Origin of the sequence: Citrobacter sp. RHB36-C18 (assembly GCF_013814485.1) — a bacterium.
Classification (GTDB): Bacteria; Pseudomonadota; Gammaproteobacteria; order Enterobacterales; family Enterobacteriaceae; genus Citrobacter; species Citrobacter braakii.
This window is the reverse complement of sequence record NZ_CP057125.1, coordinates 2,651,322-2,672,544: the sequence shown is the minus strand read 5'-3', so window position 1 is coordinate 2,672,544 and position 21,223 is coordinate 2,651,322. Positions and strand designations below refer to the sequence as shown.

Sequence of the window (21,223 nt, the reverse complement as noted above, 5' to 3'; positions counted from 1 at the left end):
TTCGCTTATTCGGCCTACAACGATGGTTTATGTAGGCTGGGTAAAGCGTTCTCGCTGCATCCGGCAACAATGACAATCTTACTTGCTGGCGTCCGGACCCCGTTCACCGCTGGCGATCGGGTTTTTCGGAGAGCTGCTCCACTCATACCAGCCGCCGTCGTAGACGGAGACGTTTTTCCAGCCCATTGCGCGGGCATACATAAACGTTTCCGAAGCACGCCAGCCGGTACCACAATAGAATGAGACCTGTTGCTCTGGCAGGATATTCCATTGCTTCCACATGGCGGCGATGTCATCGGCGCTGCGCATGGTGCCATCCGGATTATGGAAATCTTCCATGTGGGTGGAGTCGCTGCCTGCATGGCCCCAACGCGCCCCTGCGATCTCACCTTTTGGCTTAATGTAGCTATAGCCGCTGGTCGTACCGATAAATTCCGGCCATGAACGAATGCTCACCAAAGACGCATCCTGGCGATGCAGCAGACCGCGAGCCTGTTCCATATCCAGCATCAGTTGCGGTTGGGCAGGGATCGTCACGCCGAAATCAGGTTCAGGCTTCACCGTTGGTGCAGTACCACGTTCGACCGGTAAACCTGAGTCAGACCAGGTCTGCCAACCGCCGTCGAGCAGACGAACATCTTTCACACCTGCATACAGCATAATTTGTGCCACGCGCGCGGCGGCGTAGACATCGCGGCCGTATAAAATCACCGTGGTGTCGTGGCGGATGCCGTGTTTCGCCAGCATCGCTTTGAGCTGCGCGTCGGACACTTTATTCCACAGCGGTTCGCTTTCGACTTCGTTGGTATCAATGTAGCCCGCGCCAGGGATATGGCTGAGCAGATACAACTTCGGCGCGCCCCAGGCGGCTTCAATCACTTTCCAGTCACCGGCCGGTTTGGCGGTCACCTCTTTACCCTGCTGAAGGTCGTGCAGCCACTGCGGGTAAACCAACTGTTCGAAGTGCGGCAGACGTTGCAGGCGGGCAGGGTCCGTAAGCGCATCGCTGAGGGTTGAGATAGCGTTAAAGCCGACTTTCTGCAGGCGGGATTTGACGGCCTGCATGTCAGTATCGCTGCCATACAATGCCACCGGCGCGTCGGTTTTCAGTTGATGTGCCTTAACCCAGGCGCTGAGTTGTTCATCATTCATCTTGTCGAGCCAGGCGGCAGACAGGTTCAGTGCGGAAGGCTCGTGTCCTGAAGGACCATTAAGCGATTGCGGCCAGCCGTTGTAAAAAGCGCTCTGACGGGTATCGATCGCCGCGCCTTGCTTTTGCTGTAACTGGTTGAGGGTGAGCGTCTGTGCTGTTTCAGCAGCCCAGGAAGAAGCGCAAGCGAGCCCTAAAGCCAGTGCCAGCGCGGTCATTTGAGAAACACGTTTCATCGAATAGCCCGACGTTGAAAAAGAGGACGACATTCTGTGCCGCCAGTTAAGTAAAAACCTTGCGTTAACGCAGCATATCGCCACATTCACGCCCAGTTTTCCATCTGTAATACGCGACCTGCTGGCGGAACGTCCTGCGCATCGTGGGTAACCTGGACCACCGGAATACCCAGTTTACGTACTTCGGTGAAGACCCACTGGCGAAAGGTATCGCGCAGCGACGCATCCAGCCTGCTAAAGGGTTCATCGAGTAACAGCGCCTGAGGTTGCGCCAGCAGCGCGCGAAGCAGGGCGACACGTGAGCGTTGCCCGCCGGAGAGCGAAGCCGGATCGCGTGAATAAAATCCTGCCAGGCCCGCGCGTGCGAGGGCGCTTTCCACCTCATGGCGTCTGGCGGGACCTTGCACGCTGGCGGGTAAGGCCAGCAGTAAATTCTGCCCAACGCTGAAATGGTCAAACAGCAGCGCATCCTGAAACAGAATGCCAATCTGGCGCTGCGCGGTAGGCAGTGTGTCTACGCGCTGTTCGTTGAGCCACAGTTCGCCTGACGCCTGAAGCTGAGGAGACAACGCCCCGATCATCCACGAAAATAACGAAGACTTACCGCTGCCGGAAGGTCCCATAATGGTGACAATGTCACTTTTATTAACCTGGAAATTAACGTCCTTCAGTAGCGCTGTCGTACCCTGGTACAACGAAACGCCTTGTACAGTGAGCATTAGCGGAGTCCTTGTCGAAAGCGGCCAATCCACGCAGCGAGAAACGCCGCCAGTGCGAAAATTATAAGCGGTAACAGAAGCTGCCATAGCGCCTGGGTTGCCAGAATGGCGGCGCTACCGCCGCTGCTTAATGCCACCGCTTCGGTGGTCAGCGTGGGATAGCGCCCGGCGCCTAACCACAGTGTCGGCATATACTGGGCGATACTGACTGAGAACCCTACCGCGAAGGCAACCAGCGCCGGGCGTGCCAGCTGCGGACATTTTACTTGCCAGAATATGCGCCCCCGGGTCCAACCCAGCGTTTGCGCAATCAAAATCAATCGTGGGTCAATGCGTTGCCACGCCGGTTTGAGCACAAACAGCATCCATGGCATCACCCACAGCAGGTGTCCCCAGACAATGGTTATCATCAGCCCATCCTGTCCGGCATATAACGCCAACAGATACTGTCCAGTCACCAGCGGCAGCGCAGGCAAAATGAGCGGTAGCCAGACCCAACGGTGTCCGGTTTGTGGACCCCATTCCAGCCAGGCAAAAAGTATCAGCAGCGCCAGCACGCTGGAGATAAGCCCCAGTTGCAGGCTAGTGCTGAGCGCCTCACTATTTAGCGACGAATAGCTGGCGATCAGCGCCAGAACCAGCGCGCACACCACACCGCCAAAGGGCAAAAGTTGTACCAGCGAACGTCCGATTGTACAGGATGAAAAACGCAGGCGTTCCCCGTTTACTGCGGGAATAGTGCGTTGCCAGGCGCGCCAGAGCAGATACCCCGCCAGCGCGATGATGAGTAGCAGCAGTACCAGCAGCAGGCTGGCGAGTGCTCCTTTAGCCTGTTGCTCGGCATCGCCCTGACTGAGCCATTGCCAGCTCAACACGGCAAGCGTTGGTGGGTTTCCGGGACCAAGGACGATTGCTACATCCACTACCGAGAGCGACCAGGCGACAATCGCCAGCATGGCTTTGCCTAACGCGGGGGCGAGAGAGGGCAGAACCAGCCAGTTCAGGCATTGCAGTCGGCTGTAACCCAGCGAATCCAGGACGATAACCTGCTGCGAAAGCTGTTTTTCACTCAGCAGAGCTGAGAGGATCCATAACAAAAAGGCACTCTCTTTTACCGCCAGCGTCACGCCAAGCCCAATGCCGTAGCGATCAGGCTGGGGGCTGAGGAACGGGAGCCATTGCCAGAGCATGCCGCCTTCGGCAAAAACCAACAGCACGCTGGTGGCGAAGGCAACGTGCGGAATCGCCAGCAGCCACGGAAGACGCGTGCACAGACGCGCCCAGCCTGCGCCGGGCCATAAGGCGAGGATCGCCAGCAGGGCGATGATCAGCGCGCCGCCAGCCGCGAGGCTTACGGAAACCAGCGTTGCCAGTAACGCCTGCGGGAGTTGAGGATCGCTAAATAGCGCCAGCCAGTGTCTGGTGCTCAGCGCCGGCGTTATCAGAGAAAAAGCCGCTGGCGCCAGCGGCAGATAAACGCCCGCCATGATGGCCCAGAGTAGCAGAATTAATGTGTACCGTAGCGGCGTAGCCATTCTTGTTCCAGAGCGTTTACCCATGCAGCATGCGGTTCTGGCAGTATGGCAGGGAGCCCTTGTGGGATCCGCGCCAGCAGCGCATTACGCTGGTCGACAGGCAATTTTTGTGGATCAAGCACCGAAGGATCTCCCCAGACTGACGGGTCGGCTTTACGCAACTGCGCTTCGGGTGAAAGCAGGAAATTTGCCACGACTTTCGCTCCGGCGCTGGCGCGCGCATTCGCTGGAATAGTGACAAAATGCACGTTGCCGAGCATGCCCTGTGAGAAACCAAAACTATAGCTGCTTTTGGGTAATTCACCGCTGGCCACTTTTTGCTGCGCGTGGGCAGGATTAAAGGTCATTGATAAACGCAGGGAGCCACCGTTGAGCAGCGCATCCATTCGCGCGGGCGTGGGCGGAAAATCTTTACCTTCGCGCCACAGGGCAGGATGCAAAGCATCAAGGTAATGCCACAATGGAGCGGTAACGTCGGCGAATGTGGACGCATCTGGCGCTATTTTCAGCGCCTGCGGCTTGTTGGTGAGCGAAATTAACAACTGCTCAAGAAAAGCCGTTCCGGTAAAGTCTGGCGGACGCGGATAGGTCACCGTGCCAGGGTGCGCCTGGGCAAACTCAAGCAGTGCCTGCGGGGATTGCGGCGGCTGCGCGGTGAGATCGTGCCTGGCAATAAATGTAAGCTGTGCGCCGCCCCACGGTGATTCAGCCCCCTCCGTTGGAATGGAAAAGTCTTCGTTCACCGGTTTCTGGGTATCAACATAGCGCCAGTTAGGCAGCGTTTGTGCCCACTGGGTCTGTAGCAGCCCGGCTTCTTTCAGCGTGCGGAAATTTTCGCCGTTCACCCACAGTAAATCGACCGAGCCACCGGTTTTTCGCCCGGATGCCGCTTCCGTCTGGATACGTTTTACGGCGTCGGCGGCATCCGCCAGGCGTACGATTTTCAGGTTAATGGCATAGTGCGTTTTCATCTCGCCGCTAACCCAGTCGAGATACTGGTTAACTGCGTTGTCGCCACCCCAGGCGTTGAACCACACCGTCTGACCGCGGGCGTCATTTTTGATTTGCTGCCAACTGGCGTCCTCGGCGAAAGCCGCCAGCGGAGAGAGCAGCAAACTCAGGCACAATAAGCAGTAACGCATAATATCTCCATTGCTAAAAATGGGGGAAAGACTCAGGTCTTTTTCCGTTGATGCTCAAGATAAAGGCTTCTGGCAACGGCAATCACCACGCTCAGAGCGAACAGGATGAACAGGCCGGTAACAAACCAAAATGTGCCGCCGGTTAACAGGCTACCAGCCCATGAATAGACGATAGTGGCCGGTAACTGACCGATGCCGGTGGCGATGAAGAAATGGCGAAAACGAATCGAGGTCAGGCCTGCTGCGTAACTTACCGGGTCGAACGGCACAAAAGGTAACAGGCGATAGACAAGAATTGTGTGCTTGCCATAGCGCTCGAAAAAAGCATCCATGTTGCTTAGCACCGTTTTTCCGGTTAGTTTTTCCACCGCGCCGCGACCTAAAACGCGGGCAATAAAAAAGCACAGCGCCGCGCCAGCCATCGCGCTGCTCCAGGACAGTACGCCGCCCCAAAATGCGCCAAACAGCGAGGCGTTGGCAAAGGTGATCACAAAGGCGGGAAGCGGCGCGACGATGGCCTGTAAGATCATCAGGAAGAACGACACGACCGCCGCCTGGGTTCCGTAAGAACGAATGAAGTTCTCAAGAGCATGCTGATCGAGCGTGGTAAATGCCGCCAGGCTGGCGTGAAGAAAATCACTCACGCCAGGTATCCACGCCCACGCCATCAGGGCGAGCAGCAGCAGGGCAAGCAAGCTTAAACGGTAATAGCGTATCCACCGCGCTTTATTCATCTTGATCATTTACCCGCGTACTCGTGACCGGGCGCCGGATCGACATGTTTATGTCGCGCCCAGGCTTTGGCTGCCTGAACGAGGACGAATAGCGCCAGCCCCGCAACGCTGAGCTTACCGATAAATGCCCAGCTAATCCCTTCGCTGGCCAGTTCGTGCGACATCAGCGTATAGATAAAGATGCCGGGCAAGGTGGTTAGCGCAGATATCACGGTAAATGACCAGAACGGAATGGCCGTTAGCCCATAGGCATAGTTTTGAATGTTATAGGGGAACAGTGGCACGAGCCGGGTCAGGATCAGAAAGTCTACTCCACTATGGGCAATGCCTTTTTCGATAGCCTGAAACGTTGCCGTGTGGCCAACGTATTTCAGCAGTAATTCCCGGCCAAGCCAGCGAGCCAGCATAAACGACAGCGCCGAAGCCATGGTTGCCGCCACTAACGAGATAAGCGTCCCTGTCACCGGGCCAAACAGCACACCGCCGACGATCACCAGGATGCTGCCAGGGATCAGACACAGCGCGGCAACTATAAACAGCAGGATATAAAGGGTATAGCCGAACAGGCCGCTTTGGCCGATGACATCTTGTAAATGATGGAAATTGGTGATCAGATCGGTCAGACCGTAATGATGGAAAACTCCCGCCAGAACGCAGAACGATACCGCAACAATTAGCAGCCGGTATTCTGCGTTATGCGAACTTCTTTTTCATGGGGGTTCTCCTGTAAAACCGAATGCAATGTAGCGTTTTCGTCAGCGAAAAGTGCGCGCGAAGATATAATAAATTTCCGGCCGCAACAATGTATTACCGTGGCTTTATTGATTTTGCACAGAATAAACAGACTCTCCAGGCAAGGCCCGGAGAGTGAAAATACGCAGACGATCAGACGCGGAATTTAGCCCATACAGGCGCATGGTCGGACGGCTTTTCCATGCTGCGGATTTCATAGTCGATGCCGGTTTCTTCGCAGCGCTCCGCCAGCGGTTTGCTCGCCAGCAGCAGATCGATACGCAGGCCACGGTTATCATCAAAGCCTTTTGAGCGGTAATCAAACCACGAGAACTGGTCGTTCTTTTCAGGCCAGGCGTGACGGTAGGTATCTACCAGGCCCCAGCCCAGCAGACGTTCCATCCACTCGCGCTCTTCTGGCAGGAAGGAACATTTGCCGGTACGCAGCCAGCGTTTACGGTTCTCTTCGCCAATACCGATATCGAGGTCGGTTGGGCTGATATTCATATCACCCATGATCAATACCGGATTGTCGCGCTTCAGTTCAGTCTCCAGGTAGTTTTGTAGGTTCTGATAAAACGCGGCTTTGGCCGGGAACTTGGTTTCATGGTCACGGCTTTCGCCCTGCGGGAAATAGCCGTTGATCACCGTGATGCTGCCCAGAGGCGACGGAATTTCCGCCATGATGATACGACGCTGCGCTTCTTCGCCATCACCCGGGAAGCCACGACGCACCGCAATCGGCGTTTCTTTCGTTAATAGTGCTACGCCGTAGTGGCCTTTCTGACCGTGATAAAAGACGTTATAACCCAGCTTTGCTACCTCTTCGAGAGGGAACATATCGTCGTGGACTTTTGTCTCCTGTAAGCCAATAACATCCGGTTGGTGTTTTTCGACAATGGCTGCCAGTTGATGGGGACGGGCACGCAGGCCGTTGATATTAAAAGAGACAAATTTCATAGTCGCTGCCACTTTGCAAGATGAATAGTGCAAGGATGGTAGCAGAATTTCTGCAGGCTGACTGCTTCTTGTCACCTGATTCCAACAATGATTGCTAATGGTGTTAACGATGGAGCAAAAACTGCACCGTTTTGGCGCGTAGCGCGTCGGAATAGAGCAATAATTTCCGATAAATTTCGTATACGATCACAATTCCAGAATTATATTTGGCGACTGAATAAAATTGCGTTTTTTCCTCTGTTTAGTCATCTGGTACGCAAACATATTCACTTTATATGCACATACAGTGAATATCGTCAGGTTGTAACTCGTTGATATTCCGTCACCGCCCTCCGTTTATGCACTTTTTTCGCTGGCTGGCACGAAGCCTGCAATCTACATTTACACCGCAAACACTATATTTATTAACATATAAATAACCTTTTATTTACCGTTGAGGTCGCTATGTCTCTGTCAATTACGCGTGAAAATTTTGATGAATGGATGATGCCCGTATACGCTCCGGCCCCTTTTATTCCGGTGCGTGGCGAAGGTTCACGTCTGTGGGATCAGCAGGGTAAAGAGTATATCGATTTCGCGGGAGGCATTGCGGTTAACGCGCTGGGTCATGCACATCCGGCATTGCGCGAGGCATTAAACGACCAGGCGAGCAAATTCTGGCATACGGGAAATGGCTACACCAACGAGCCGGTGCTGCGCCTGGCGAAAAAGCTGATTGATGCCACTTTTGCCGAGCGTATTTTCTTCTGTAACTCTGGCGCAGAAGCTAACGAAGCGGCATTAAAATTGGCACGTAAATATGCCCACGATCGTTTTGGTAGCCAGAAGAGCGGCATTGTGGCGTTTAAAAATGCTTTCCATGGTCGCACGCTGTTTACCGTCAGTGCCGGAGGACAGCCCGCCTATTCACAGGACTTCGCGCCGCTGCCGCCGGATATCCGCCATGCCGTGTATAACGATCTCGACTCTGCCAGCCAACTGATTGATGACAACACCTGTGCGGTTATTGTGGAGCCGGTGCAGGGGGAAGGCGGCGTAGTGCCGGCAACAAACGCCTTTTTGCAGGGGCTGCGTGAATTATGCGATCGCCATAATGCGCTGTTGATTTTTGATGAAGTTCAGACCGGAGTTGGTCGTACCGGCGAACTGTATGCCTACATGCACTACGGCGTTACGCCGGACCTGCTGACGACAGCGAAAGCGCTGGGCGGCGGTTTCCCCATCGGCGCACTGCTGGCGACAGAGCGTTGCGCCAGTGTGATGACGGTCGGTACGCACGGTACAACCTACGGCGGAAACCCGCTGGCCACTGCGGTGGCGGGAAAACTGCTGGAAATTGTTAACACGTCGGAAGTGCTTAACGGAGTGAAACAGCGCCACGACTGGTTTGTGGAGCGTATTAACGCCATTAACGAACGTTTTGGACTGTTTAGTGAAATTCGTGGACTCGGACTGCTGATTGGCTGTGTGCTGAACGCGGAATTTGCCGGGAAAGCAAAACTCATCTCGCAAGAAGCGGCGGTTGCCGGAGTGATGGTGCTGATTGCTGGCGCTAATGTGGTGCGGTTTGCGCCAGCGTTAAACGTCAGCGAAGAAGAAATCGCCACCGGACTGGATCGCTTTGCGCTGGCCTGCGAACGCATTAAAGCAGGAGGTTCATCATGATGGTGATTCGTCCCATTGAACGCGCTGATATCACCGCGCTGATGCTGCTTGCCAGTAAGACCGGCGGCGGGTTGACCTCGCTACCGGCGAATGAAGCTACGCTGATGGCGCGTATCGAACGTTCGCTACAAACCTGGCGCGGTGAGTTGCCCAAAAGTGAGCAGGGATATGTGTTTGTGCTTGAAGACAGCGCCAGCGGAACCGTGGCAGGGATTTGCGCCATTGAGGTGGCCGTAGGGCTTAACGATCCCTGGTACAACTACCGGGTCGGTACTCTGGTGCACGCCTCGAAAGAGCTGAACGTGTATAACGCGCTGCCGACGCTGTTTCTGAGTAACGATCACACGGGCAGTAGCGAACTTTGTTCTCTGTTTCTCGATCCGGACTGGCGTAAAGAAGGCAACGGCTATTTGTTGTCGAAGTCGCGCTTTATGTTTATGGCGGCCTTTCGTGATCGATTCAATGAGAAGGTCGTGGCCGAGATGCGCGGCGTGATCGATGAGCACGGCTACTCTCCGTTTTGGCAAAGCCTCGGCAAACGTTTTTTCTCAATGGAGTTCAGCCGGGCGGATTTTCTCTGCGGAACCGGGCAAAAAGCCTTTATTGCTGAACTGATGCCTAAGCATCCGATTTATACCCATTTCCTGTCTGACGAAGCGCAAAGCGTGATTGGTCAGGTGCATCCGCAAACGGCTCCTGCGCGGGCGGTGCTGGAGAAAGAAGGATTTCGCTATCGCAACTACGTCGATATTTTCGACGGCGGACCGACCCTGGAATGCGATATTGACCGGGTACGGGCTATCCGTAAGAGCAGGCTGGTGGAGGTGGCTGAAGGGCAGCCTGCGCCGGGCGACTATCCTGCTTGTCTGGTTGCCAATGAAAATTATCAAAACTTCCGCGTCATGTTGGTTCGTGCCGACCCGGATACTCAGCGTCTGGTACTGACGGCGGCGCAACTGGATGCCCTGAAATGTCACGCGGGCGACCATGTACGTTTTGTGCGTCTTTGTGCAGAGGAGAAAACAGCATGACATTATGGATAAACGGCGACTGGGTGACGGGGCTGGGCGAGCGTCGGGTGAAAACCAATCCCGTAAGCGGTGATGTACTGTGGCAGGGCAATGATGCCGATGCAGCCCAGGTAGCGCAGGCGTGCCGGGCCGCGCGCGCAGCCTTTGCCAGTTGGGCTAAACAGCCCTTTGGCGCACGCCAGGCCATTGTTGAAAAATTTGCCTCATTGCTGGAAAGCAATAAAGCCGAACTCACACAGATTATCGCCCGGGAAACCGGCAAACCCCGTTGGGAAGCCGCTACAGAACTGACGGCGATGATCAATAAAATTGCCATCTCCGTGAAAGCCTGGCATGCGCGTACCGGAGAGCAGCACAGCGAATTACCGGATGGCGCAGCGACGTTGCGCCATCGCCCGCACGGCGTGCTGGCGGTTTTTGGCCCGTATAACTTCCCCGGCCATTTACCCAATGGTCATATTGTTCCGGCACTGCTGGCAGGCAACACATTGATTTTCAAACCCAGCGAGCTGACTCCGTGGACCGGTGAAGCCGTGACAAAGCTCTGGGAGCAGGCGGGATTGCCGCCGGGCGTGCTGAACCTGGTGCAGGGCGGTCGCGAGACGGGGCAGGCGCTGAGCGGGCAGGACGATCTCGATGGTCTGCTGTTTACCGGCAGTGCCAATACGGGTTATCAACTGCATCGACAGCTATCCGGCCAGCCGGAAAAAATCCTCGCTCTGGAGATGGGGGGCAACAACCCGCTGATTATTGAGAACCCGGAAGATATTGATGCCGCAGTGCATCTGACTATTCAGTCCGCGTTTGTCACCGCCGGACAGCGTTGTACCTGCGCCCGTCGCCTGTTAGTTAAAAAAGGCGCGCAGGGGGATGCGTTCCTGAGGCGCCTGGTGGACGTCAGCCAGCGTTTAATGCCCGGCAACTGGGATGCAGAACCGCAGCCATTTATTGGCGGGCTGATTTCCGAACAGGCCGCGCGGCATGTCTATGATGCCTGGCAGCGTCTGGAGTCGTTAGGAGGCCGGACGCTGTTAGCGCCACGTCTGGTGCAAGCCGGAACGTCACTGCTCACCCCAGGGATCATCGAACTGACCGGGGCGGCGAACGTACCCGATGAAGAGGTCTTTGGACCGCTGCTTGGCGTCTGGCGTTATGACAGCTTTGATGACGCAATTCGTATGGCGAACAACACCCGCTTTGGATTGTCGTGTGGGTTGGTTTCCCCCGATCGCAGCCAGTTTGATCAACTGCTGCTCGAGGCGCGGGCCGGGATCGTCAACTGGAATAAGCCGTTAACCGGCGCGGCGAGTACAGCGCCGTTTGGCGGCGTTGGCGCATCCGGGAACCATCGCGCCAGCGCGTGGTATGCCGCAGATTATTGCGCCTGGCCGATGGCAAGTCTGGAATCACCGGCCTTAACGCTGCCAACGACGCTTAGCCCCGGCCTGGATTTTTCTCGCGAGGATAAGCTATGAAAGCCCGTGAGGTAAATTTTGATGGTCTGGTGGGGCTGACCCACCACTATGCGGGGCTGTCATTTGGTAATGAGGCCTCAACCAAACATCGTTTTCAGGTATCGAACCCGCGTCTGGCGGCGAAGCAGGGTCTGCTAAAGATGAAAGCGCTGGCGGATGCGGGATTTCCCCAGGCGGTGATCCCGCCTCATGAGCGGCCGTATATTCCGGTGCTGCGTCAGTTGGGCTTTACCGGCCGCGACGAACAGATACTGGAGAACGTGGCGCGTCAGGCGCCTCACTGGCTCTCCAGCGCCAGCTCCGCATCGTCTATGTGGGTGGCGAATGCGGCAACGGTCTGCCCTTCAGCCGATGCGCTGGACGGGAAAGTGCATCTGACGGTGGCGAATCTGAATAATAAGTTTCACCGTTCGCTGGAAGCGCCGACCACCGAAGCGTTGTTACGGGCGATTTTCCGTGATGAGAATAGTTTTACGGTCCACGGTGCGTTACCCCAGGTTGCGCTATTCGGTGATGAAGGTGCGGCAAACCATAACCGCCTCGGCGGGGATTACGGCGACCCTGGCGTACAGCTGTTTGTTTACGGTCGTGAAGAAGGGAATGCGTCCCATCCGAAGCGCTATCCGGCGAGGCAATCCCGTGAGGCCAGCGAGGCGGTCGCCCGACTGAATCAGGTTAACCCGCATCAGCGCATTTTTGCCCAACAAAACCCGGACGTTATCGATCTTGGCGTGTTTCATAACGATGTGATTGCGGTGTCGAATCGCCAGGTACTGTTTTGTCATCAGCTGGCGTTTGTCAGACAGCAGGCGTTGTTCGATCAGTTACGCAGTCAGGTGGCAGGTTTTACCCCGCTGGAAGTCCCGGCTGCGGAAGTGTCGGTGCAGGATGCGGTGACTACCTATCTGTTTAACAGCCAGTTACTGAGCCGTGATGACGGTTCGATGCTGCTGGTCCTGCCGCAGGAGTGTCGGGAGCATGCGGGCGTGTGGCGGTATTTGAACCGTCTGCTCGAGGAAGACAATCCGATCGATGACCTGCAGGTATTCGATCTGCGTGAAAGTATGTCCAACGGCGGCGGTCCGGCATGTCTGCGCCTGAGAGTGGTGCTTACGCCACAGGAGCTGCAGGCCGTAAATCCGGCGGTTATCATGAACGATACGCTGTTTAACACGCTGAATAATTGGGTCGACCGTTACTATCGCGATCGTCTTACCGCCGCCGACCTTGCCGACCCGCAGTTGTTACGTGAGGGGCGTGAAGCGCTGGATACGTTGACGCAATTGCTCAACCTCGGCTCTGTGTATCCCTTCCAGCAGGAGAGGACCAGCCATGGATAATTTTCTGGCCCTGACGCTGGCAGGGATAACCCCCGAGACAACCGAGGGCACAGCTCGCGGCTTTTCCTGGCAGTGGATTGGTCACGGAATTCTGGAGCTGACGCCGGACACTCCGGCGGAATATTCGCTGGTGCTGTCTGCGGGGATCCACGGTAATGAAACGGCCCCGGTAGAGATACTTGATTCAATTCTCTCCAGGCTGTTTAGCGGTGAACTAACGCTGACATGGCGGCTGCTGGTGATTCTGGGGAACCCGCAGGCGTTGGCGGCGGGACAACGTTATTGTCATAGCGATCTGAACCGTATGTTTGGCGGCCGTTGGCAGATTTTTGCCGCGAGTGAAGAAACGCACCGAGCCCATCAGCTTGAGCTGTGTCTGGAGGATTTTTATTCGCGGGCGAAAGAGTCAGTCCGCTGGCATCTGGATCTGCACACCGCAATTCGGGGTTCGCAGCATCTGCGCTTTGGCGTGTTGCCACAACGCAACGTTGCCTGGGACGAAGATTTTTTGGGATGGCTGGGAGAGGCAGGGCTGGAGGCGCTGGTTTTCCATCAGACACCTGGCGGCACGTTCACCCATTTTAGCGCTGAACATTTTGGCGCGCTGGCCTGCACGCTGGAACTGGGTAAAGCGCTGCCGTTTGGACAAAACGATCTGACTCAGTTTGCGCAGACGGCAGATGCGCTGGCGAAGCTGCTAAAGGGCGAGCGAATGTCACCGGGAGAAACATCTCCGCTGCGTTACCGCGTGGTGTCGCAAATCACGCGGCGTAGCGACGATTTCATTCTTCACATGGATAACCAGACGCTCAACTTTACCCCTTTTACAGAGGGCACCTTGCTGGCGCAGGACGGTGATGAACGTTTTACCGTCACCCATGATGTTGAATACGTTCTTTTTCCAAATCCAAACGTGGCCTGTGGTTTACGTGCCGGATTGATGCTCGAAAAATTGTGACAAATATATATGCCCTTTTGGTTTATCCCTAAGGGCTTATTTTTACGTGCTGTTTTTATTTATTACGGATTATTCCTGGTGAATTGCTTTCTTAATAATCAGGGATGAGGTATAGTTCTTCATAATCCCTTCAAAATCATCCTGTTGTAATTTTTTATTGCAACTCTGCGCAATTTATTCTTTTTTTCTCCATAATTGATGAAAGTTTGTTTTTTACACTTTCATTGTTTTACCGTTGCTCTGATTAATTGACGCTTAAGCCGGTAAAGTTAATCTCGTCAACACGACATCACATTGCATAAGAGTCGCATGAGTGTCGTAAAAATAACTGAAAGAAAGGATAGAAATTATGCGTAAACTGACTGCTCTGTTTGTTGCCTCTACCCTGGCGCTGGGCGCTGCTAACCTGGCCCACGCCGCTGACACGACAACAGCTGCGCCAGCTGATGCCAAACCAATGATGCACCACAACGGTAAGTTTGCCCCGCATCATGACATGATGTTTAAAGACCTGAACCTGACCGATGCGCAGAAACAGCAGATTCGCGAGATCATGAAAGGTCAGCGTGATCAGATGAAACGTCCGCCGCTGGAAGAGCGCCGCGCAATGCACGACATCATTGCCAGCGATAGCTTCGATAAAGCGAAAGCGGAAGCGCAGATTGCGAAGATGGAAGAACAGCGCAAAGCCAACATGCTGGCGCACATGGAAACTCAGAACAAGATTTACAACATTCTGACCCCGGAACAGAAAAAGCAGTTTAATGCCAATTTTGAGAAGCGTCTGACAGAACGTGCCGCGCAGAAGGGTAAAATGCCGCAAGCTGCTGAGTAATCGTTCAGCGTCTACACTATATCATTCACGCTGTGTGTGCTGATTGCCGCACAGTGTGAAACCAAACTCAAGACCGCCGCTCTTGTCCACTACACGTTTAACGAGGTGGGCAGGATCGGCGGTTTTTTCTTTGCTGCCTCTTGCACCGCGCTTGTGACACGTTATTCTCCTGAAGCCCGCGAAAATTCCACCTGGAGGGCGCGTTGTTCTTTTTTGCAAAACACCGGGTTCATCGCTAAGGCAAATCAACTCTGCTGCCGATAACAATAATCTGCAGGGTGAACATAACAATGATGATTTATGGCTGCCTGTTTACGGTGGGCTGCCGTGCTGCGCCTTTCTGGAGGGATGATGGAATACTTTGATATCCGCAAAATGCCGGTCAATCTGTGGCGAAATGGTGCGGGAGAAACGCGTGAGATTTGCTGTTTTCCGCCAGCAACACGAGATTTTCACTGGCGGGCGAGTATCGCCTCCATCGCAGCGAATGGAGAGTTTTCTCTTTTTCCCGGCGTAGAACGCGTGATTACTCTGCTGGAAGGCGGAGAAGTGACGCTGGAAGAGTCGAACACTTTCACGCATACCCTGAAACAGCATCAGCCTTTTACCTTTGCCGGTGACAAGGTGGTAAAAGCGAAGCTGACGGAAGGGCAGATGTCGATGGATTTTAATATCATGACCCGACGGGATGTCTGCCAGGCAAAAGTCAGAGTTGCCGATCGCACCTTTACGACCTTTGGTTCGCGCGGCGGCGTGGTGTTTGTTATCAGTGGAGCCTGGCAACTGGGTGATAAGCTGTTGACCGTCGATCAGGGCGCAAGCTGGCACGACGGTAAACACACGTTACGACTGCTGGAGCGCGAGGGGAAGCTGCTGTTCAGCGAGATTAACTGGATGCCGGGGCATTCTCCGGACTCAGTTCAATAATGTCATATTGACCAGACAGAATTGGCCGGCAGAGAATTTTGTAGCCATCTTGATCAAAGCCGGCCGGCATTCGCGCGAGTGTAGCTGCCTCATCCAGCGTTGAAACGGCTCCCAGCCACAGCCAGTTATTGATGATATGGTACTGCGTCATTTCAGCGCGGGTTTCCTGCAGCGCAATGGCATTGCTCCACGGCCAGCAGATTACGCGCACTCTTTCCAGGGCTTCTACCAGACGCAAATGATGTGCTTCAGGGCTTTCTTTCCCACAGCAGGCTCCGGCGCAGCGTTTAAGCGCGGAGCGAAAACAGGCGCGCCCGTGGCTGAGGGGTTCCAGCCCCAACAGGCCGTAGCACAGCTGTTGTTCATCGGCGAGGCTTTGCAGCGTCTGTAGCGCTGCGCGGCGGTTGGCAAACAGGCCAAACAGATTGGGGGCGTGGGAGAAATCAATATCTCGTGCGTAAACCACCTGAACCGTTCGGTCGGTAAGCTGCAAGGCACACAACTGGCGATTGCGTCGCAGCCGTTTGTTAAACAGGGGCTGCTGTTCTTTGATAAGCCGCGCTTCCAGCAGCAGGGCGCCAATTTCTCCGGCCGTACAAATCCAGCTAATGCGCCTGGCCTGACGCAGCATACTCGCTTCGTCTGCGGTACGCAGATGCGCCAGCACACGGCTGCGAATATTGACACTTTTACCAATATAAAGCGGCATGGTGTCGCTATCACTGTGAAACAGATAGACGCCTGGCGCGGTGGGAAGCGCACTCAAAAACGGGCGCAGGTGCTCGGGATATTCATAGATTGCCGCTGCCTCAAATGTCAGACGAGGGGCTGATTGACGCTGTACCACTGTTGACTCCAGATGCTGGTTATTCATCCAGTGTAGCAGTTTGAGGGCGATTAAAAAAGCGGCATGAGATTCAGCAGGCTAATGCCAGATAGTGCCAATCCTGGCGCTACCCGGCATTTTGAAGGGAAAAGGATTACGCTTTTTTCCAGAAATCATCAAACACGGTGATCGGGGTGCGACGTTTATGCTCAGTTTTCACGTACCAGCCTTCAATTTTTTTCGCGACGTCGGGATCCAGCGTTTTTCCTTCCAGATAGTCGTCGATATTGTCGTAAGTGACGCCGAGTGCGGCTTCATCCGGCAGAGAAGGGCGATCGTCCTCGAGGTCGGCAGTTGGTGCTTTCTTATATAAGTGCTCCGGGCACCCCAGCGCGGCGAGCAGTTGTTTGCCCTGGCGCTTGTTCAGACGAAATAGTGGGTTAATGTCGGTACCGCCATCACCGTACTTAGTGAAAAATCCGGTGATGGCTTCTGCAGCATGATCGGTACCCACGACAACCCCGCTGGTCATGCCGGCGATACTGTATTGTGCCTTCATACGTTCACGGGCTTTTTCATTGCCACGCACAAAATCGCTCAGTTCAATACCCGCTTCACGCAGGGCCTGCTCGCTGGCCAGCACCGCGCCCTTAATATTGACGGTCAGTACGCGGTCCGGTTGAATAAAGGCGATGGCATCCTGGCAGTCCTGCTCATCGGCCTGAACGCCATACGGTAGGCGTACGGCAATAAACTGCAGTGCGTCATTACCCGTTTCTTTTCGCAGCTCGGTGATCGCCATCTGGCACAGTTTTCCCGCGAGCGTTGAGTCCTGTCCGCCGCTAATTCCCAACACCAACGATTTCAGAAAGGGGTAGGTCTGCAGATACGATTTCAGGAAATCCACGCTGCGGCGAATTTCTTCTTCTGCATCGATGTGCGGTTTTGCGCCAAGCGCCTGGATTATCTCTTGCTGCAGAGTCATTTAACCCCCTCCGAAAAATAAAATGATCAAAAAAATGATGTGTTAAAGCTAACGCGTTGAGGCCCAAACGACAAGGGATGCGAGCCTGATATAGCATCATTTTGTTTTAATAGAATTTTCCGAAACCACCTAAGTATCCTCTGATTGCTTGAAAAATGCGTTGTTGTGCTCCAGGCTTATATAACACGCTGAAATACAAGAGGACGGAATATGAACAAGAATCTAACAGGAATTCTGAGCGCAGCGGCTGTTTTGACTATGCTGGCAGGGTGTACGGCCTACGATCGTACGAAAGACCAATTTGTTCAGCCCGTGGTGAAAGATGTGAAGAAAGGGATGAGCCGGGCGCAGGTAGCGCAGATTGCCGGTAAACCGTCTTCCGAAGTCAGTATGATCCATGCGCGTGGGACGTGTCAGACCTACATCCTGGGTCAACGAGATGGTAAAGCTGAGACCTATTTTGTTGCTTTAGATGACACCGGACACGTGATTAACTCTGGCTACCAGACCTGCGCAGAGTACGACACCGACCCGCAGGCAGCGAAGAAGTAACAACTGTTTATTGCCTGAGCACTCGGGAAAACCGGCCACTGCGCCGGTTTTTTTATGTCACACGATCTTAATTATTGACGCGAATTATTTGCCTGAAGTGTGAGGGTGGTCATAACGCCAGGTCAAGGAGAGACAATTTAGTTGGTCAAGGAAATACCATCCGCCGGTGCAATCCCGTATACTCATTTCAGCCACCTAAAAAAGTAATTTAGCTGACGCAAGTTACCCAGAGCATGGATGCAGGTTAGGGCTTGCGGAGTGTCTGGTGACAGATAATCGCACATGAGGATCGTTTTAATGGAAAAGAAACACATTTATCTGTTTTGTTCTGCGGGCATGTCGACTTCATTGTTGGTTTCGAAGATGCGTGCTCAGGCCGAAAAATACGAAGTACCGGTTATTATTGAAGCGTTTCCTGAAACGCTGGCCGGAGAAAAAGGTCCAGTGGCCGATGTTGTATTATTAGGTCCACAAATTGCTTATATGTTGCCCGAAATTCAGCGTTTGTTACCCAACAAGCCTGTGGAAGTGATTGACTCGCTGCTGTATGGCAAAGTCGATGGTTTAGGCGTGCTTAAGGCTGCGGTTGCAGCAATTAAAAAAGCCGCAGCAAATTAATTATTTTATTTTAATTTTTCCCGTCAAAGAGTTATTTCATTAACATTCACCGCAATTATTAATTGCGGTATTTAAGGGTATTTTTCTATGAGTAACGCTATTGCTTCACTTGAAAAGGTACTCCTTCCTTTTGCTGTAAAAATTGGAAAGCAGCCACACGTTAATGCAATCAAAAACGGTTTTATTCGTTTAATGCCGTTAACCCTCGCAGGGGCCATGTTTGTATTAATCAATAACGTTTTCCTGAGCTTTGGGGAGGGGTCGTTTTTTTATTCAATGGGCATTCGACTTGATGCTTCAACTATTGAAACGCTGAATAGTCTGAAAGGCATTGGTGGAAACGTCTATAACGGTACGCTGGGTATCATGTCATTGATGGCGCCGTTCTTTATCGGTATGGCGCTGGCAGAAGAACGCAAAGTCGACTCACTGGCTGCCGGGCTGTTATCCGTCGCCGCGTTTATGACCGTAACGCCATATAGCGTGGGTGAAGCCTATGCCGTTGGCGCGAACTGGCTCGGCGGTGCCAATATTATTTCCGGTATTATTATCGGCCTCGCGGTCGCGGAAATGTTCACCTTTGTGGTCCGTCGCAATTGGGTAATTAAATTACCTGATAGCGTACCGACATCCGTGTCGCGCTCTTTCTCTGCGCTGATTCCTGGCTTCCTTATCCTCTCCATTATGGGGATCATCGCCTGGGCATTGAACACCTGGGGTACGAACTTCCACCAGATCATCATGGATTCCATTTCAACTCCGCTGGCATCGCTGGGCAGCGTGGTGGGTTGGGCCTACGTGATTTTTGTTCCGCTGCTGTGGTTCTTCGGTATTCACGGTTCACTGGCGCTGACCGCGCTGGACAGCGGTATCATGACGCCATGGGCGCTGGAAAACATCTCCATTTACCAACAGTTTGGTTCCGTAGACGCCGCGCTGGAAGCCGGAAAGACCTTCCACGTCTGGGCGAAACCGATGCTCGACTCCTATATTTTCCTCGGGGGTAGCGGGGCTACGCTGGGTCTGATTATCGCTATCTTCCTGGCATCGCGTCGTCCGGATTATCGTCAGGTTGCTAAACTGGCACTGCCGTCAGGCCTGTTCCAGATTAACGAACCTATCCTGTTCGGTCTGCCGATCATCATGAACCCGGTGATGTTTATCCCGTTCATTCTGGTGCAGCCGATTCTGGCGGCGATTACGCTGGCAGCTTATTACTCCGGCATTATTCCACCGATTACCAACATCGCACCGTGGACCATGCCAACCGGTTTGGGCGCGTTCTTTAACACCAACGGTAGCGTCGCTGCTCTGCTGGTCGCGCTGTTCAACCTCGGTATCGCCACGCTGGTTTACCTGCCGTTCGTGGTGGTAGCCAACAAAGCGCAGAACGTTATTGATCAAGAAGAAAGCGAAGAAGATATCGCTAACGCATTGAAATTCTAAATTTAATCCGGCATGGCTTCACGGTCATGCCGGACTGAACCAGAGGAAAAAAGTATGTTGGATATCGAAAACATAGTCGACACGCAGTCAGAAGCAGAAGAACTCGAAGAAGTGGTGATGGGTCTCATCATCAACTCCGGTCAGGCGCGTAGCCTGGCGTACGGCGCGCTCAAAATGGCCAAGCAAGGCGATTTCGAGTCAGCTAAGGCTATGATGGACCAGTCCCGTCTGGCGCTGAACGAAGCGCACCTCGTGCAAACGAAACTGATTGAAGGCGATCAGGGCGAAGGTAAAATGAAAGTTAGCCTGGTGCTGGTTCATGCTCAGGACCACCTGATGACATCAATGCTGGCGCGTGAGCTGGTGACTGAACTGATTGAGCTTCACGAAAAGCTGAAATAGCGAGGAGTGCATAATGCAGCTACAGATTAACGCACCGGAAATCAAAACCGTCTATGAACAGCAGCTGTTTAATGGCAAAAATTTCCATGTGTTCATCTATAACAAAACTGAGAGCATCAGCGGGCTGCATCAGCATGACTACTACGAATTTACCCTGGTTTTAACCGGGCGCTATTATCAGGAAATCAACGGTAAACGCGTATTGCTCGAACGCGGGGACTTTGTTTTTATTCCATTGGGATCGCACCACCAGAGTTTTTATGATTTTGGGGCGACAAGGATCCTGAACGTCGGTATCAGTAAACGCTTTTTTGAACAGCACTACCACCCGCTGCTGCCATTTTGTTTCGTTGCATCGCAGGTCTATCGGGCGAATAATTCGTTTCTCACTTACATTGAAACGGTTATTGCATCACTAAACTTTCGCGAGAGCGGACTGGATGAATTTGTAGAAGTGGTCACCTTCTATATTATTAACCGGTTGCGCCATCATCGCGAAGAGCAGGTGCTGGATGATATTCCGCAGTGGCTTAAAACCACCGTGGAGACCATGCATGACAAACGGCAGTTTAGCGAGAATGCGCTGGAAAACATGGTACACCTGTCCGCGAAATCCCAGGAGTATCTGACCCGCGCAACCCAGCGTTATTACAGCAAAACGCCGATGCAGATCATTAATGAAATCCGCATTAACTTTGCTAAAAAACAGCTGGAAATGACTAACTATTCTGTAACGGATATTGCTTACGAGTCTGGCTACAGTAGTCCAAGTCTGTTTATTAAAACGTTTAAAAAGCTGACGTCATTTACACCTAATAGCTATCGTAAGAAATTAACTGAATTTAATCAGTAGATATTATTAGCCAATAACCCATTTTTTATAGCTTGCCCAAAATAGCGTCGGGACAGCCACGCTATACCTGACAAACGGGTTGAGCATAATACACGTCAGTGT

Annotated in this window: 21 protein-coding genes; 12 read left to right on the top strand and 9 right to left on the bottom strand. The window is 53.5% G+C overall.

The features are described from left to right. Positions 1 to 78: 78 nt before the first annotated feature. The 7 genes from HVZ52_RS12740 to xthA form a co-directional block, all read right to left on the bottom strand. The gene (locus tag HVZ52_RS12740; RefSeq protein WP_181545681.1) at positions 79 to 1,386 is read right to left on the bottom strand and encodes a sulfurtransferase; all 1,308 of its coding nucleotides are present in this window, start codon (positions 1,384 to 1,386) and stop codon (positions 79 to 81) included. Positions 1,387 to 1,472: 86 nt separating this feature from the next. After that, entirely contained in the window at positions 1,473 to 2,105 is a 633-nt protein-coding gene (locus HVZ52_RS12735) for an ATP-binding cassette domain-containing protein (protein WP_181598310.1), read from the bottom strand. Further along, positions 2,105 to 3,640: a thiamine ABC transporter permease gene (locus HVZ52_RS12730; protein WP_181598309.1), complete on the bottom strand. Its 1,536-nt coding sequence runs from the start codon at positions 3,638 to 3,640 to the stop codon at positions 2,105 to 2,107. Before HVZ52_RS12730 ends, HVZ52_RS12735 begins: the two co-directional genes overlap by 1 nt. Further along, positions 3,613 to 4,782, bottom strand: a complete 1,170-nt coding sequence (locus HVZ52_RS12725) for an ABC transporter substrate-binding protein (protein WP_181598308.1) — start codon at positions 4,780 to 4,782, stop codon at positions 3,613 to 3,615. The genes HVZ52_RS12730 and HVZ52_RS12725 overlap by 28 nt, the downstream gene beginning before the upstream one ends. A 32-nt stretch (positions 4,783 to 4,814) precedes the next feature. Continuing rightward, positions 4,815 to 5,525, bottom strand: a complete 711-nt coding sequence (locus HVZ52_RS12720) for a TVP38/TMEM64 family protein (RefSeq protein ID WP_181598307.1) — start codon at positions 5,523 to 5,525, stop codon at positions 4,815 to 4,817. After that, a complete protein-coding gene (locus HVZ52_RS12715; RefSeq protein ID WP_249417959.1) occupies positions 5,522 to 6,196 on the bottom strand; it encodes a TVP38/TMEM64 family protein in 675 nt (224 codons plus the stop codon). Before HVZ52_RS12715 ends, HVZ52_RS12720 begins: the two co-directional genes overlap by 4 nt. Positions 6,197 to 6,401: 205 nt before the next feature. Continuing rightward, on the bottom strand, positions 6,402 to 7,208 hold the full coding sequence (gene xthA, locus HVZ52_RS12710; RefSeq protein WP_016156323.1) for an exodeoxyribonuclease III: 807 nt from the start codon (positions 7,206 to 7,208) through the stop codon (positions 6,402 to 6,404). A 444-nt stretch (positions 7,209 to 7,652) separates the two neighbouring features. On the opposite strand from xthA, the gene HVZ52_RS12705 reads away from it, so the two are divergent. From HVZ52_RS12705 to ves, 7 genes are all read left to right on the top strand, one after another. Beyond that, the gene (locus HVZ52_RS12705) at positions 7,653 to 8,873 is read left to right on the top strand and encodes an aspartate aminotransferase family protein (protein ID WP_016156324.1); all 1,221 of its coding nucleotides are present in this window, start codon (positions 7,653 to 7,655) and stop codon (positions 8,871 to 8,873) included. Continuing rightward, positions 8,870 to 9,904: an arginine N-succinyltransferase gene (gene astA / locus HVZ52_RS12700; RefSeq protein WP_181598306.1), complete on the top strand. Its 1,035-nt coding sequence runs from the start codon at positions 8,870 to 8,872 to the stop codon at positions 9,902 to 9,904. Before HVZ52_RS12705 ends, astA begins: the two co-directional genes overlap by 4 nt. Beyond that, positions 9,901 to 11,379 carry a succinylglutamate-semialdehyde dehydrogenase gene (astD, locus tag HVZ52_RS12695; RefSeq protein WP_181598305.1) on the top strand — a complete coding sequence of 493 codons (1,479 nt, stop codon included), beginning with the start codon at positions 9,901 to 9,903 and terminating at the stop codon, positions 11,377 to 11,379. Before astA ends, astD begins: the two co-directional genes overlap by 4 nt. After that, positions 11,376 to 12,719 carry an N-succinylarginine dihydrolase gene (gene astB / locus HVZ52_RS12690; protein WP_131379188.1) on the top strand — a complete coding sequence of 448 codons (1,344 nt, stop codon included), beginning with the start codon at positions 11,376 to 11,378 and terminating at the stop codon, positions 12,717 to 12,719. The genes astD and astB overlap by 4 nt, the downstream gene beginning before the upstream one ends. Then, positions 12,712 to 13,677 (top strand): succinylglutamate desuccinylase, encoded by a 966-nt coding sequence (gene astE / locus HVZ52_RS12685; protein ID WP_181598304.1) that lies wholly within the window; start codon positions 12,712 to 12,714, stop codon positions 13,675 to 13,677. The genes astB and astE overlap by 8 nt, the downstream gene beginning before the upstream one ends. Positions 13,678 to 14,026: 349 nt before the next feature. After that, positions 14,027 to 14,512 (top strand): ATP-independent periplasmic protein-refolding chaperone Spy, encoded by a 486-nt coding sequence (gene spy, locus HVZ52_RS12680; RefSeq protein WP_003030629.1) that lies wholly within the window; start codon positions 14,027 to 14,029, stop codon positions 14,510 to 14,512. A gap of 351 nt (positions 14,513 to 14,863) precedes the next feature. Then, the gene (gene ves / locus HVZ52_RS12675) at positions 14,864 to 15,439 is read left to right on the top strand and encodes an environmental stress-induced protein Ves (protein ID WP_046275875.1); all 576 of its coding nucleotides are present in this window, start codon (positions 14,864 to 14,866) and stop codon (positions 15,437 to 15,439) included. Here the strand turns inward: ves and cho are convergent. Both cho and nadE read right to left on the bottom strand, forming a co-directional pair. Next, on the bottom strand, positions 15,399 to 16,286 hold the full coding sequence (gene cho, locus HVZ52_RS12670) for an excinuclease Cho (RefSeq protein ID WP_047417878.1): 888 nt from the start codon (positions 16,284 to 16,286) through the stop codon (positions 15,399 to 15,401). The two genes, ves and cho, sit on opposite strands and share 41 nt — an antisense overlap. A 133-nt stretch (positions 16,287 to 16,419) precedes the next feature. Then, positions 16,420 to 17,250 (bottom strand): ammonia-dependent NAD(+) synthetase, encoded by an 831-nt coding sequence (nadE, locus tag HVZ52_RS12665; protein ID WP_103766219.1) that lies wholly within the window; start codon positions 17,248 to 17,250, stop codon positions 16,420 to 16,422. Between the two features lie 210 nt (positions 17,251 to 17,460). On the opposite strand from nadE, the gene osmE reads away from it, so the two are divergent. The 5 genes from osmE (at position 17,461) to chbR (ending at position 21,121) form a co-directional block, all read left to right on the top strand. After that, positions 17,461 to 17,802 carry an osmotically-inducible lipoprotein OsmE gene (gene osmE, locus HVZ52_RS12660; RefSeq protein ID WP_003030621.1) on the top strand — a complete coding sequence of 114 codons (342 nt, stop codon included), beginning with the start codon at positions 17,461 to 17,463 and terminating at the stop codon, positions 17,800 to 17,802. Positions 17,803 to 18,099: 297 nt separating this feature from the next. Continuing rightward, positions 18,100 to 18,420 (top strand): PTS N,N'-diacetylchitobiose transporter subunit IIB, encoded by a 321-nt coding sequence (gene chbB, locus HVZ52_RS12655; RefSeq protein WP_003832547.1) that lies wholly within the window; start codon positions 18,100 to 18,102, stop codon positions 18,418 to 18,420. A gap of 87 nt (positions 18,421 to 18,507) precedes the next feature. After that, positions 18,508 to 19,866 carry a PTS N,N'-diacetylchitobiose transporter subunit IIC gene (gene chbC / locus HVZ52_RS12650; RefSeq protein ID WP_003030619.1) on the top strand — a complete coding sequence of 453 codons (1,359 nt, stop codon included), beginning with the start codon at positions 18,508 to 18,510 and terminating at the stop codon, positions 19,864 to 19,866. A 54-nt stretch (positions 19,867 to 19,920) separates the two neighbouring features. Next, entirely contained in the window at positions 19,921 to 20,268 is a 348-nt protein-coding gene (gene chbA, locus HVZ52_RS12645) for a PTS N,N'-diacetylchitobiose transporter subunit IIA (RefSeq protein WP_003030618.1), read from the top strand. Positions 20,269 to 20,278: 10 nt separating this feature from the next. Continuing rightward, positions 20,279 to 21,121 (top strand): transcriptional regulator ChbR, encoded by an 843-nt coding sequence (gene chbR / locus HVZ52_RS12640; RefSeq protein ID WP_085951046.1) that lies wholly within the window; start codon positions 20,279 to 20,281, stop codon positions 21,119 to 21,121. The last annotated feature ends 102 nt before the right edge of the window (positions 21,122 to 21,223 follow it).

Excerpts from the sequence above, each read along its gene's own strand:
- astB (WP_131379188.1), top strand. The coding sequence starts at position 11,376 with ATGAAAGCCCGTGAGGTAAATTTTGATGGTCTGGTGGGGCTGACCCAC.
- chbA (WP_003030618.1), top strand. The coding sequence starts at position 19,921 with ATGTTGGATATCGAAAACATAGTCGACACGCAGTCAGAAGCAGAAGAA.
- astE (WP_181598304.1), top strand. The coding sequence starts at position 12,712 with ATGGATAATTTTCTGGCCCTGACGCTGGCAGGGATAACCCCCGAGACA.
- ves (WP_046275875.1), top strand. The coding sequence starts at position 14,864 with ATGGAATACTTTGATATCCGCAAAATGCCGGTCAATCTGTGGCGAAAT.
- xthA (WP_016156323.1), bottom strand. The coding sequence starts at position 7,208 with ATGAAATTTGTCTCTTTTAATATCAACGGCCTGCGTGCCCGTCCCCAT.
- nadE (WP_103766219.1), bottom strand. The coding sequence starts at position 17,250 with ATGACTCTGCAGCAAGAGATAATCCAGGCGCTTGGCGCAAAACCGCAC.
- chbB (WP_003832547.1), top strand. The coding sequence starts at position 18,100 with ATGGAAAAGAAACACATTTATCTGTTTTGTTCTGCGGGCATGTCGACT.
- HVZ52_RS12740 (WP_181545681.1), bottom strand. The coding sequence starts at position 1,386 with ATGAAACGTGTTTCTCAAATGACCGCGCTGGCACTGGCTTTAGGGCTC.
- HVZ52_RS12725 (WP_181598308.1), bottom strand. The coding sequence starts at position 4,782 with ATGCGTTACTGCTTATTGTGCCTGAGTTTGCTGCTCTCTCCGCTGGCG.
- HVZ52_RS12720 (WP_181598307.1), bottom strand. The coding sequence starts at position 5,525 with ATGATCAAGATGAATAAAGCGCGGTGGATACGCTATTACCGTTTAAGC.
- spy (WP_003030629.1), top strand. The coding sequence starts at position 14,027 with ATGCGTAAACTGACTGCTCTGTTTGTTGCCTCTACCCTGGCGCTGGGC.
- astD (WP_181598305.1), top strand. The coding sequence starts at position 9,901 with ATGACATTATGGATAAACGGCGACTGGGTGACGGGGCTGGGCGAGCGT.
- HVZ52_RS12730 (WP_181598309.1), bottom strand. The coding sequence starts at position 3,640 with ATGGCTACGCCGCTACGGTACACATTAATTCTGCTACTCTGGGCCATC.
- osmE (WP_003030621.1), top strand. The coding sequence starts at position 17,461 with ATGAACAAGAATCTAACAGGAATTCTGAGCGCAGCGGCTGTTTTGACT.
- HVZ52_RS12705 (WP_016156324.1), top strand. The coding sequence starts at position 7,653 with ATGTCTCTGTCAATTACGCGTGAAAATTTTGATGAATGGATGATGCCC.
- astA (WP_181598306.1), top strand. The coding sequence starts at position 8,870 with ATGATGGTGATTCGTCCCATTGAACGCGCTGATATCACCGCGCTGATG.
- chbC (WP_003030619.1), top strand. The coding sequence starts at position 18,508 with ATGAGTAACGCTATTGCTTCACTTGAAAAGGTACTCCTTCCTTTTGCT.
- HVZ52_RS12735 (WP_181598310.1), bottom strand. The coding sequence starts at position 2,105 with ATGCTCACTGTACAAGGCGTTTCGTTGTACCAGGGTACGACAGCGCTA.